Source organism: bacterium (genome assembly GCA_026129405.1).
GTDB lineage: Bacteria > Desulfobacterota > Binatia > DP-6 > DP-6 > JAHCID01.
In genome coordinates, this window is sequence record JAHCID010000005.1 from 75,208 (window position 1) to 87,332 (window position 12,125).

General features: G+C 75.6%; 10 protein-coding genes. 4 read left to right on the plus strand and 6 right to left on the minus strand.

The window, feature by feature from the left end:
• Positions 1-76: 76 nt before the first annotated feature.
• The 4 genes from KIT14_17790 (at position 77) to KIT14_17805 (ending at position 6,239) form a co-directional block, all read left to right on the plus strand.
• On the plus strand, positions 77-1,465 hold the full coding sequence (locus KIT14_17790) for a phenylacetate--CoA ligase family protein (GenBank protein MCW5892377.1): 1,389 nt from the start codon (positions 77-79) through the stop codon (positions 1,463-1,465).
• Positions 1,466-1,481: 16 nt separating this feature from the next.
• Positions 1,482-2,642: a hypothetical protein gene (locus KIT14_17795; GenBank protein ID MCW5892378.1), complete on the plus strand. Its 1,161-nt coding sequence runs from the start codon at positions 1,482-1,484 to the stop codon at positions 2,640-2,642.
• Positions 2,643-2,782: 140 nt separating this feature from the next.
• The gene (locus KIT14_17800; GenBank protein ID MCW5892379.1) at positions 2,783-3,682 is read left to right on the plus strand and encodes a flippase-like domain-containing protein; all 900 of its coding nucleotides are present in this window, start codon (positions 2,783-2,785) and stop codon (positions 3,680-3,682) included.
• Positions 3,683-3,794: 112 nt separating this feature from the next.
• On the plus strand, positions 3,795-6,239 hold the full coding sequence (locus KIT14_17805) for a response regulator (protein ID MCW5892380.1): 2,445 nt from the start codon (positions 3,795-3,797) through the stop codon (positions 6,237-6,239).
• Positions 6,240-6,245: 6 nt separating this feature from the next.
• Here the strand turns inward: KIT14_17805 and KIT14_17810 are convergent, their stop codons facing one another.
• Genes KIT14_17810 through KIT14_17835 form a run of 6 tightly spaced genes read right to left on the minus strand, consistent with a single transcriptional unit; the run spans position 6,246 to position 12,107 of the window.
• Positions 6,246-7,394, minus strand: coding sequence for a class I SAM-dependent methyltransferase (locus KIT14_17810; GenBank protein MCW5892381.1), 1,149 nt, complete (start codon positions 7,392-7,394; stop codon positions 6,246-6,248).
• Positions 7,391-7,771, minus strand: a complete 381-nt coding sequence (locus tag KIT14_17815; GenBank protein MCW5892382.1) for a hypothetical protein — start codon at positions 7,769-7,771, stop codon at positions 7,391-7,393. The genes KIT14_17810 and KIT14_17815 overlap by 4 nt, the downstream gene beginning before the upstream one ends.
• Positions 7,765-8,088: a hypothetical protein gene (locus KIT14_17820; protein ID MCW5892383.1), complete on the minus strand. Its 324-nt coding sequence runs from the start codon at positions 8,086-8,088 to the stop codon at positions 7,765-7,767. Before KIT14_17820 ends, KIT14_17815 begins: the two co-directional genes overlap by 7 nt.
• Positions 8,085-9,320 (minus strand): diaminopimelate decarboxylase, encoded by a 1,236-nt coding sequence (locus KIT14_17825; protein MCW5892384.1) that lies wholly within the window; start codon positions 9,318-9,320, stop codon positions 8,085-8,087. Before KIT14_17825 ends, KIT14_17820 begins: the two co-directional genes overlap by 4 nt.
• A gap of 48 nt (positions 9,321-9,368) precedes the next feature.
• Positions 9,369-10,772 (minus strand): cobalamin-dependent protein, encoded by a 1,404-nt coding sequence (locus KIT14_17830; protein MCW5892385.1) that lies wholly within the window; start codon positions 10,770-10,772, stop codon positions 9,369-9,371.
• A 6-nt stretch (positions 10,773-10,778) separates the two neighbouring features.
• The gene (locus KIT14_17835; GenBank protein MCW5892386.1) at positions 10,779-12,107 is read right to left on the minus strand and encodes a tryptophan 7-halogenase; all 1,329 of its coding nucleotides are present in this window, start codon (positions 12,105-12,107) and stop codon (positions 10,779-10,781) included.
• Positions 12,108-12,125: the final 18 nt, after the last annotated feature.

The window sequence follows — 12,125 nt, forward strand, 5'->3', positions numbered from 1 at the left end:
GTCGGGGGGTCTCCGGGCTGTCAACGCGTGACGTCGCTTGACTCCCCCTGCCGTCGCAACGCACGCTGCCGGGGACGTGAGCCAGGCGCCGTCCGTTCCCGCCGCGGCCCCCGCCGCCGATCCCATCGCCGCCCTCGACGCCACCGTCGCGCGTGCGGCGAAGAGCCCGCTGTATGCGACGCGCCTCGCCGGCGTCCGCATCCGTGCGCTCGACGACCTGCACGCCCTGCCCCTGACGACGCGCGCCGATCTCCAGCAGGCGGGACCGCACGGCACGCGCGCGGTGCCGCTTGAGGCCGTCTGCCACTTCGGCGAGTCGTCCGGTACGAGCGGCGGCGCGGTCAACACGACGTGGCTCACCGCCGACGACTTCGCGCGCGACGCCGCGACGCTGCGGGCTCGCCATCCCGACGTCTTCGCCCCCGGCCGCGTGCTGCTGAACCGCTTTCCGTTCATGGCCGCGCCGGCGCACCTGATGCAGCTGGTCGCGCAGCAGGGCGGCGGCGTCGCCGTTCCCGCCGGCAACATCAACTGGGACGTGCCGTTCCCGCGTGCGCTCGAGCTGGCGCGACGGACGGGGGCGCACGTGCTCGCCGGCGTGCCGCTCGAGCCGATCGTGCTGGGCGCGGTCGCGCGCGGGCAGGGCATCGACCCGGCCCGCGACACCGCGGTCGACACGCTCTTCCTCGGCGGCGCCGCGCTGCCCCCGGCGCTCCAGCGCCGCATGGCGCGGACGTGGGGGGCGCGCGTCATCGAGCTCTACGGCTCCACCGAGACCATGCTCCTCGGCACCTCCTGCCCGCGCGCGACGCTGCACCTCGAGGACGGGCTCGCCTTCGCCGAGGTGCTCGACCCGGCGACCGGCACGGCGGTCCCGCTGGGCGGCGAAGGCCATCTCGTCGTCACCACGCTCGGCATCGACGGCAGCCCGCTCGTGCGTTACGACACCGGCGATCTCGTGCGCGCGCTGCCGCCGTGTCCCTGCGGCGACGCCCGGCCGGCGATCCAGGTCCTCGGCCGTGCCGCCGAGACCGTCGTCCTGGGCGACGTCCGGCTCCACGCCCACGACCTCGTCGACGGTGCCGCATGCGCCGCCGACGCCCTCGACAGCGACGTCTTCTTCGTCGTCGTCCTGCGCGACCGCATCCTCCTGCGCGTCGAGACCCGCGGCGAGCACGGCGACCCGATGGCCGCGTGGCGGGCCCGCGTCGGCGACGTGCCGCTCGAGATCGAGTGCGTGGCGGCGTGCGACCTCCTCGACGTCGAGACGCTGGCGCGCAGCCCGCGCGTCTACAAGCCGGCCGTCTCGGCCGACTGGCGGGGGCCGGGACGGCGCATCCTCACCGTCGGCGAAGGCATGATCGAATGGCCGCGGCCGAGCGCCGCCGAGGCCGGACGCTGGATCGCGCGCACCTGGCGGGCGGCCCGCCGCCGTCGCGCGCTCGCCCGCGAGCAGGGCCGGTGATATGACCGCGAACCCGATGTTCCGGCTCGAGGTGGAGGCGGTGTGCGCGGCACGCGCGCGGGCAGCGGAGCTGGCGCGGACCCCCGGCGAGGCCGCCGCGCTCCTGGGCGAGGTCGCCCGCGACGACGCCCCGGGCGGCGACGCCGTGGCGGCCCTGTTCCTCACCCCGCATCTCGACACCGAGACGCTGCTCGCGGCCGCGGCCCGGCGGCGCCGCGCCGCGGGGGCGCCGCTCGAGACCTTCGCGCCCCTCTATCTCACCAACGAGTGCGACGCCGCCTGCGCCATGTGCGGCATGCGTGCGGGCAACGCGTCCCTGCGTCGCGAGACCGCCGACGGCGGCACCGTCGCCGAGCAGCTCGACATCCTCCACCGGCGCGGCCTGCGCGGCGTCGCCGTCCTCACCGGCGAGTACCGCCACGGCGCGCGCCGCGAGGCCATGATCGCGCGCGCCGCCGAGGCCCTGCGTCTGGCGCTGGACCGCGGCTTCCAGCACGTGCTGATCAACATCGGCGCGCTCGAGGCGGACGAGTACCCGACGCTCCTCGCCGGCGTCCCGCGCGACGCCGCCGGCCGCATCGGGCCGCGCGTCACCATGTGCACCTTCCAGGAGACGTACGACCCGGGCGTCTACGCGCGCTTCATGGGCAGCGACGCCGGCAACCCGCGCAGCGACTTCGCGCGCCGCCTGACCAACTTCGACCGCGCCCACGCGGCGGGTATGTGGGCGGTGAATCCGGGCGTGCTGCTCGGGCTCCACAAGGATCCGGCGTTCGAGCTGATCGCGCTGCTCGCGCACGTGCGGCACCTCGCGGCGCGCGACCTCGCGGTCTACGTCAGCGTGCCGCGCCTGCGGCGCGCCAACGACACCACGCTGCGCACCGGGCTCGACGACGACGCCCTCTGCCGCGCCGTCTCGGCGCTGGCGCTGGGTGCACCGCGCGCGCAGGTCGTGATCTCGACGCGCGAGCCGAAGGCCATCCAGCATCGCCTGCTGCCGGTGATTGGGGTGCTCACGCCCGGCTCGCCCGGGGTCGCGCCCTACACCCCCGACGGCGCCCGCTTCGAGCTCGAGGCGAGCCAGTTCGAGGTGCTCGATCACCGCCCGTTCGAGGCCATCCTCGGCGACGTCGCGGCCACCGGCACGCCCATCGCCTGCTGGGAGCCGGCCGCCTGAGCGCCCGTACGCGCCGGGCGATCCTCGTCGGCACGAACTGCGTCCTCGCGATCGCGGCCCTCGTCTGGCTGCTGCGCGACAACGGCGCCGCGGCGCTGGCCCTCCTCACGGCGCAGCCGCGGCTGGGCCTGCTCGCGGCCATGGTCGCGGCCGCCGCGGCGGCGGTCGTCCTCTACGCCGTGCGCTGGGGGATGCTGCTCGCGGGGCTCGGCACGCCCGTCGGTCTCGGGCGGCTGACGGCGCTGCGCGCGGCCGGGCAGAGCGTCTCGGCGATCCTGCCCACGGCGAGGCTCGGCGGCGATCCGCTGCGCGTCTGGCTGCTGGCGCGCAGCGAGGTGCCGGTGCCGCCGGCGATCGCCAGCGTCGCCGTCGATCGCGCGCTCGAGATGGGCAGCGGCGCCGCGTTCGCGGTGCTGTTCGGAACCATCCTCGTGCAGCACGGGCTGCCGGCGCTGAGCGGCATCGTCGCGAGCCTCGGCTTCGGGCTGGTCGCGCTGGCCGTCGGGCTGTGGGTGACCTCCCGCCGGCTCGGGCGCGGCGACGGCCTCGTCACCGCGCTCGCCCGCGCGACGGGGCTGGGGCGCCTGCGCGCGCTGCGCGGCGGCCTCGACGTCATGGAAGGGGCCGAGCACGCCGCCGCCGGCCTCCTCGCGCAGCCGCGGCGTGTGCGGCGGGCGTTCCTCGCCGGCGTGGCAGCGAACCTCGTCACGCCGCTCGAGTACTGGCTGCTCCTGTCGGCGTTCGGCCTGCCGGCGGACGGTGTGGCGGTGGTCGCGGCCATCTTCGCGGCGGGCGCGGCACACGCGATGCCGGTGCCCGCGGGCATCGGCGTCCTCGAAGGCGGGCAGATGTGGCTCTTCGGGCTGCTCGGCCATCCGCCGGAGGTCGGGCTCGCGGTCGGGCTCGCGGTGCGGCTGCGCGAGCTGGTGTGGGTCGTGCCCGGGCTGGTGGTTCTCGCCGGCATGGCATGGTGGCTGCCGCGGGCTCCCGAGGCGGGCGCCTACGGGCTCGCCGGCGCCGACGGGCGCTCGGCGCGCTGAATCGACGCCTCGGACGCGCGCGACGTGCCCTCGGTACATCGACGCGCTAAGCTGGCTGGAAACGTCACAGGCTATGTGACGTCGTCGTCGCCTGCGCTCCGTGCCCATGTCCGTGCTCGATCGGCTCATCGACGTGCTGCGCTCCCCCGACACTCCGGAGTCGGACCCGACGCTCGCCCGCACCCATGCCGAGCTGGCGCGTGAGATCGCCGAGCGCCGCCGGGTCGAGGCCGAGCTGCGGCAGGCCGAGGCGCGCTACCGCGGCATCGTCGAGAACGCCGTCGGCGGCATCTTCCAGACCACGCCCGACGGCCAGTACCTGCACGTGAACCCGGCGCTCGCGCGCCTGTACGGCTACGACGATCCCGCCGAGCTGGTGCGCGGCCTGGTCGACATCGGCGGCCAGCTCTACGTCGACCCGGCCCGGCGCGACGAGTTCGCGCGCCTGCTCCAGGCGCAGAGCGCGGTGTCGGGGTTCGAGTCGCAGGTCTATCGCCGCGACGGCAGCGTCATCTGGATCAGCGAGAGCGCGCGCGCCGTGCGCGACGCCGACGGCGCGCTGCTCCACTACGAGGGCTTCGTCGAGGACGTCACCGAGCGCAAGCGGGCCGAGGCCGCGCTGCGCGAGGCCAAGGCGGCGGCCGAGGCGGCGGTGCGGGCGAAGAGCGACTTCCTCGCCAACGTCAGCCACGAGCTGCGCACGCCGATGAACGGCGTCCTCGGCATGACGGCGCTGGCCCTCGATACCGAGCTGACGAGCGAGCAGCGCGAGTATCTCCAGGTCGTGCAGGACTCGGCCGAGGCGCTGCTCGACCTGCTGAACGACGTCCTCGACTTCTCGAAGATGGAGGCTGGCCGCTTCGACCTCGCACCGGCGCCGTTCGCGCTGCGGCGCAACCTCGAGACCATCATGAAGGGCCTCGCCGTGCGGGCGCATGCGAAGGGGCTGGAGCTGGTCTGCCAGGTGGCGCCCGACGTGCCCGACGCGCTCGTCGGCGACGCCGGGCGGCTGCGGCAGGTCGTCGTGAACCTCGTCGGCAACGCCATCAAGTTCACCGAGTGGGGCGAGGTCGCGCTGCGGGTCGAGCCGGCGCCCGCGGCGCCGGGGCGCCTCGGCCTCCATCTGGCCGTGCACGACACCGGCATCGGCATCGCGCCGGAGAAGCAGGCGGAGGTCTTCCAGCCGTTCACGCAGGCGGACACCTCGGCCACGCGACGCTTCGGCGGCACCGGGCTCGGGCTCACGATCACGGCGGAGCTGGTCGCGATGATGGGCGGCACGATCTGGGTGGTGAGCGCGCCCGGCGCCGGGAGCACGTTCCACTGCACGATCGAGCTGGACGCCGACACGGATGCGCCCGCGCCCGGCGGCGGGCAGGCGGAGATCCTCGCCGACCTGCCGGTCGTCGTGGTCGACGACAACGCCACGAGCCGGCTCCATCTCGAGGAGGTGCTCGTCGGCTTCGGCCTGCGTCCGCTGCTCGCGGCGGACGGCGAGGCGGCGTTCGCGATCCTGCGCGACGCGATCGCCGTCGGCAGCGCGGTGCCGCTGCTGGTCGTCGACGCGCACATGCCGGGGCTCGACGGCGCCGCGATGGTGCTGTCGCTGCGCCGGGACGCCGCGCTCGCGGGCACGCGCGTCGTGCTGCTGACCGCCCCCGGGCACCCCGGCGAGGCCACCCGCAGCCGGAACCTGCCGGTCGAGGCCACGGTGGCGAAGCCGCTCGCGCGGGCGGACCTGCTCGCCGCGCTGCATGCCGCGCTTCGCACGCCGGCGGTGGCCGCCGCGCCGGCGACCGCCGCCGCGGACGAGACGCCGCCGCTGCGCGTCCTGGTCGCCGAGGACAACCCGGTGAACCAGATGCTCGTGCGCCGGCTGCTCGAGAAGATGGGCCACAGCGTGACGGTCGCGAACGACGGTGCGCAGGCGCTCGCGGCGCTCGAGGCCGGGGGCGAGTTCGCGCTCGTCCTGATGGACGTGCAGATGCCGGAGATGGACGGCCTCGCGGCGACCGCCGCCATCCGCGCCCGTGAGGCGGCGCGCGGCGGGCCGCGGCTGCCGATCCTCGCGCTGACGGCGCACGCGATGCCCGGCGACCGCGAGCAGTGCCTGGCCGCAGGGATGGACGACTACCTGACGAAGCCGATCCAGGTGGCGACCCTGTGTGCCGCGATCGCGCGCGCCGTGGCGGGCCGCGCCGGCACGAGCGCCGCGCCGTGCGTGCCTGCGGCCGAGACCGTCCTGGCCGCGGTGCGCACCAACGTGGCGCGCCTCGGCCCGCTGGTGACCGCGTTCCGCACCGAGGCGCCGACGCTGGTCGCGGCCGCCGGGGCCGCGCTCTCGCGACGCGACGCCGCCGGCCTCGTCGAGGCGGCGCAGGTGCTGAAGTGGATCGTGGGCAGCCTCGGCGACGGCGCGGTGCTGGAGGCCGCGTGCCGCCTCGAGCGGCTCGGCCGCGACGGCGATCTCGATGCGGCGGCGGATACGTGGGTGGCGCTGGAGCAGGGCGTCGCCCAGCTCGCCCGCCGGCTGGCGCCGGTGAACGGCGCCGGCTGAGCCCGCTCAGGCGCGGCGCCCGCACACCGCGGCGGCGTAGAAGTTCGGCTGGAGCGCGGCGAGTGCCTCGACGTCGGGCTCGAGGGCGACGTCGGCGAAGCCCGCGCGCCCGAGCGCCGCGCGCCAGTGTGCCGCCGTGAGGAATCCGGGCTCCGGCCGCGTCGCCGGATCGAGCCGCACTCCGCGCCAGGCGGACAGCAGCTGGAACGGCAACTCGGCGCCCACCGGCACGCCCGGCGCGGGACGCATGCCCTCGCCGACGACGAGCCATCCGCCCGGCGCCAGCGCGGCATGCGCCTCGGCGAGGACCGCGTCGAGGTCGTCCGCCAGGTGGAACACGTTGACGCCCCACACGAGCGTGCAGCTCGCAGTCCCGACGTCCTGCGCGGCCCAGGGGCGGTTCAGGTCGAGGTCGCCGAAGGCGAGGGGGGCGGAGGGAAAGTCGGCGGCGAGCGTGCGCTGCGCGCGCCGGCGGAAGAACGGCTGCGGCTCGGTGACGGCGTAGGCGGCGAGCGCCGCGCCGCCGCCTACGCCGGCGAGCAGGGTTTCGCTGGCGCTGCCGAGCCCGGCGCCGACCTCGAGGACGCGCGTGCCGGCCCCGCAGCGGCGGGCGGCGGCGCGTGCGGCGACGTGGTTGTTGAGCGCGTAGTAGCCGTGGCGGTTGCTGAAGTAGGCGAGCCACAGGGCGAGCCGGGTGAGCAGCGCCTCCTCGCCCGTGGTCTCGCCGCGGAGCACGCGCGGGTAGGCGGCGGCCGCCGCGTCGACGAGATCGTAGGCCGGGGCGTAGTCCGGCCTCTCGGCGAGCGCCTCGGTGCGCACCGGCCCGGCGACGGGCAGGGGAAGCGGCGCCGTGAGCCGCCAGCGCGTCCCGTCGGCGACCGCGCGCCCGTCCGCGGCGAGGCGGCGGCAGAGCCAGGCGAGCGCGTCGCGGCGCTCCGGCGCGGCGCCGGCCGCGGTCGCGAGCGCGTCGAGCGATGCGCCGGCGGCGAGGCGGTCGCCGAGCCCGAGCGCCGCCGTGATGTCCAGCACGCGCTCGGCGACGTAGCGCTCGACGAGCAGGCAGGCGCGATGCTGCGCGGGATGGAAGACGTCGCCGAGCCCGTCGGCGTCGAGGTGCGCGAGGACGCGCGGGTCGGGCGGCGCGGTGGCGATCATGGCTGCGGTGCGAGCGTGACGCGGGCGGTGAGGAGGACGCGGCCGTCGGCGCCGGCGACGCGGGTGCGGCAGCGCCAGAAGCGCAGCACGCGGCGGTCGAGCGCCGCGGCGAAGGAGACGGGACCGGCGTGGCACGCGACGCGGACCTCGAGATCGCGGTACTCGGCCACGAGCGCCCCGGCGCCCGGGCCGCCGAGCACGCCGGCGAGGAGGCCCGCCGCCTGCGCGGCGCCTTCGAGCAGCTCCGCCCAGCCGAACGGGCCGGCGTTGCGCGACGTGCACACGAGCCGGCCATCCGCGTGGGCGGTGACGGCGCCGAGGAGCAGCGCCGGCGGCACGTGGCGCAGGAAGGCGGCCGCGTCCGTCGCCGTCAGCATGATCCGGCGACCAGGGCGCGCGCCGCGACGACGCCGTCCTGCGAGAGCTCGACCGCCGCGTCGCCGCCGTGGCGCCGCACCACCACCTCCACCGCGCCGCCCGGGCGCACCGGGCGCCGGAACGTGCAGCGTGCCACCCGGGGCGTCGTCACCCCGGCCGCCGCCACCATCACCTCGAGCAGATAGGCGCCGGGTACGAGCGGGTCGCCGGGGAAGTGGCCGGCGCAGCGCGCCGCGATCCACGCCGGATCGACGCGCGCGACCGTGCCGTCGCCGGTACGGCGTACGTCGACGAGGGCGGCGGCCGCGGCGCTCACTCCGGCAGCACCTCGTTGGCGAGGATCTGGTCGAACGTCTGGCGCCGGCGCACGAGCCGCAGCGTGCCGCCGGGCTCGCGCATCACCTCCGGCGCCTGCGGGTACGAGTTGTAGTTGATGGTCGACATGGCGGCGCAGTACGCGCCGGCGCCGTCGACGACGACGAGGTCGTCGATCGCCGGACGCGGCACGGTGCGCGGCGCCAGCGCCTCGGGGTCGCCGGGCGCCGGCGTCAGCACGTCGCCCGACTCGCAGCACGGGCCGACGAAGACGACCGCTGCCGGCGGGCGCTCGGCCAGCACCGTGATCGGGTGCTGCGCGCCGTAGAGCGACGGGCGCGTGACCTCGGTCATGCCGGTGTCGAGCTTCGCGAAGGTGTAGCCGCCCGCGCCGGTGTCGACGACGTCGATCACCGTGGCGACGACGCAGCCCGCGTTGGCGACGAGGTAGGTGCCCGGCTCGACCTCGAGGTCGAGCGCCCGGCCGGTGCGCTCGCGGAAGGCGACGAGCTCCTCGCGCACCGGCGTTCCGACGCGGGCGAGGTCGGTGGCGACCTCGTCGGGCATGCGCGCCACCTTGAAGCCGCCGCCGAGGTTCAGCGAGGTGACGTCGGGCAGCCGGGCGGCGATGTCGAGCGACAGGCGCGACACGCGCGTCCACACGGCCGGGTCGCTGCCCGAGCCGATGTGCGTATGGAGGCCGCGGATCGAGACCCCGTGGCGTGCGGCGATCGCCTTCGCGTCGTCGAGCCGCTCGTGCCAGATGCCGAAGCTCGACGCCGGGCCGCCGGTGTTCGTGCGGTTGGTCGAGCCGCTGCCGAGCCCGGGATTGACGCGGATGGTGACGTCGCGCCCGGGGCAGGTCTTCCCGAAGCGCTCGAGCTGGTGCAGCGAGCAGGCGTTGTAGAGGACGCCGCGCTCGGCCCACTCGGCGAGGCGCTTCGACGGGGCCTGCGAGGTCAGCTGGATCTGCTCCGGCGCGAAGCCCGCGCGCAGCGCGCGCTCCACCTCGAAGTCGGACGAGGCGTCGACGTGTAGCCCGAGGCCGCGGAAGACGTCGAGGATCGCGCGGCTCGGATTCGCCTTCATCGCGTAGCGCAGGCGGAAGCCGAACGCGCGCGGGAAGGCGAGGGCGGTGCGCGCGGCCTGCTCGAGGGCGGCGCGGTCGTACACGTAGCAGGGCGTCCCGAACTCGTCGCGCACCCGGGCGGCCTCGGCGGGGGAGATCAGCATGGCGGCGGATGATAGCCGGGGCGGCTGCGCCGAGCGAAACGGAACGGCTCAGCCGCGCGCGAGCGCCTGGCCCAGCCGCACCCGCGTGACGTAGCGCCAGAGGTCGCCCTTCAGACCGCGGCCGCGCAGGGTCGCGAACAGCTGCTCCTCGTCGTTCACCTTGTTGCCGGGGAGGAGCCAGTTGCCGCGCGCACGGGCGGTGCGGGCCACGTGCTCTGCCAGGCCCTCGCGCACCCCGGGGCCGAAGAAGAAGTACGGCTCGTGGAACGTCGCCGGATCCGTCACCTCGCCGCGGGCGAGGAGCGCGTGCGCGAGCGGGGTCTCGGGATAGACGCGCACGCCGCACATCGCGTTCACGGCCGTCGGCCGGCACTCGTCCATGACCGCGATCGTCTGCGCGACGGTCTCCCAGGTCTCGCCCTCGCCGCCGAACACCAGGCTGTGGCAGAAGGGCAGACCGCGCGCGCGGCAGACGGCGGAGGCGGCGACGACGTCGTCGACCGTGAAGCTCTTGCGGAAGCCGCGCAGCGTGGGCGTGGCGGCGGCGTCGGTGCCGAAGTCGACCGACTGGCAGCCGGCCTCCATGAGGAGGTCGCACAGCTCGCCCGAGAAGTTGCCGGGGCCGACGAAGCACGACCAGCGGATGCGCCGGCCGAGCGGGCGCAGCGCCGCCGCGACGCGCTCGGCATAGCCGCGCGGGGCGTTGAAGATCGAGTCGACGACGAAGAACTGGTCGATGCCGTGCTCGTCGAGCAGCGTGCGGACCTCGTCGGCGACGCGGGCCGGGTCGCGCAGGCGCATGCCGCGGCCTTCGATCACCGGATAGGCGCAGTACGTGCACTTGAAGTGACAGCCGCGCTTCGTCTGCACGTTCGCCATGCCGCCGCGCGCGAAGTAGAGGCCGACGTCGATCCAGCGCCGGTCGGCACGCAGCGCGTCGAGCGCGGGCTCCCACGCCGGCGGAACGATGCGGACCGCGCCGCCGGCGGTGCGCGCCGCGACGCCGCCGACGTCCGACGGGTCGGCCCCCGCGGCGAGCCGCGCGAGCAGCCGGGTGAACGCGATCTCGCCCTCGCCGACGACGCCGAACGAGACGCCGAGCGCGTCGAGGTAGTACGCCGGCATGGTCGTGAAGGCGGAGCCGCCGAGCACGATCGGCGCCTCGCTCACCGCGCGGCAGGCGGCGACGACCCGCCGGTAGTGCGGCAGGTAGCTCACCGTGTCCGGCCAGGCGCAGTTGTCGACGTTGCGCAGCGAGAGGCCGACGACGTCGGGCCGCAGCGCCGAGACGCCCTCGGCGATCGCCGCCTCGACGTCGGGCCGGAAGCAGAGGTCGGTGACGTGGACCTCGTGCCCGGCGTCGGCCGTCGCGGTGGCGACGTAGCACAGGCCGAGCGGCGCGACCGGGTCGGGGCTCTTCTCCTGGTTGGCCGAGACGAGGAGGACGCGCACCCGCCGTCACTCCTCGATGAGCCGCTCGGTCGTGCGCACGCGGAAGACGTCGCTGCCCGGGATCGCCGCCACGCGACCGCGCTCGATCGCGCTCGCCCAGCGCGTGTGCTCGCGCTCGACCAGGTCGGGGAGCGCGTCCCAGTCTCCGCCGCCGGACATGAGGCGCACGAACGAGGTGCGTGCGTCGAGCGCCGCCGGCGCGTGCTCCAGCACGCGGCGCGCGGTCCAGAAGTAGGAGTCGGCGTCGACGTTGTGGTCGTAGAAGAAGTAGAGGAAGCGGAGATAGCGCTGGAAGGCGCCGCGATACCCGGCCTCGTAGTCGGCGAAGGCGGTGGCCTCGTCGGCCTCGCCCGTGAGGATGCGGGTGCAGGCCCGCGCGCCGAGGAGCCCGGCGAGCGACGCCAGGTGCACGCCGGTCGAGAACACGGGGTCGATGAAGCAGGCGGCGTCGCCGGCGAGCATCCAGCCCGGGCCCCAGAAGCGCGTGCTGTCGTAGGAGTAGTCGCGGATGATGCGGATCTCGGAGACCAGCTCGGCGCGCGCGAGCCGCTGCGCGATGGCCGGGGCGCGGGCGACGAGGCCGCGGTAGGTCTGCTCGGGGTCGGACTCGGCGACCTCCTGCCAGCGGCGCACGTCGACCACGCCGCCGACGCTCATCGTCCCGTCGTGGAGCGGGATGTACCAGAACCAGCCGTCGGCGAAGGCGGCCGACAGGATGTGGTTCGCGAGCTCACCGGGCAGGCGCTCGGCGCCGCGCCAGTAGCCGAAGATCGCCAGGTTCTTGAAGAAGTCGTCGAAGCGCCGGAGGCCCTGGGCGCGGCCGAGGAGCGCGCGCTGGCCGCTGGCGTCGATCACCAGCCGCGGCTCGCAGCGGAAGGTGCCGCCGCCCGGCGTCTCGCCGTGGACCACGGGCGTCGGCCCCGAGACGTCGATGCGCGCCACCGCGTGCTCCTCGTGCACCTCGGCGCCGTGGGCCGCGGCGTTGCGCAGGAGGATCTCGTCGAACTGCGAGCGGATCACCTGGAAGGCGTACGGCCGGCCACCCGGGTCCTCCTTGAACCAGAAGCTCCAGGGCTCGGCGGCGCGGCCCCACTGGAACGTGCCGCCGGGCTTGCGCAGGAAGCCGTGGCGTTCGACCAGCGGCGTCGCGTCGATGGCGTCGAGGATCGGCAGGGTGGCCGAGAGCAGCGACTCGCCGATGTGGTAGCGCGGGAAGCGCTCGCGCTCGAGGACGACGACGCGGCGGCCCGCCTTGGCGAGCAGCGTGGCGGCCACGGAGCCGGCGGGTCCGCCGCCCACCACGACCACATCCGGCGTCCGGGACGGCTGCGACATCCGGTCCGGTTGTTACGG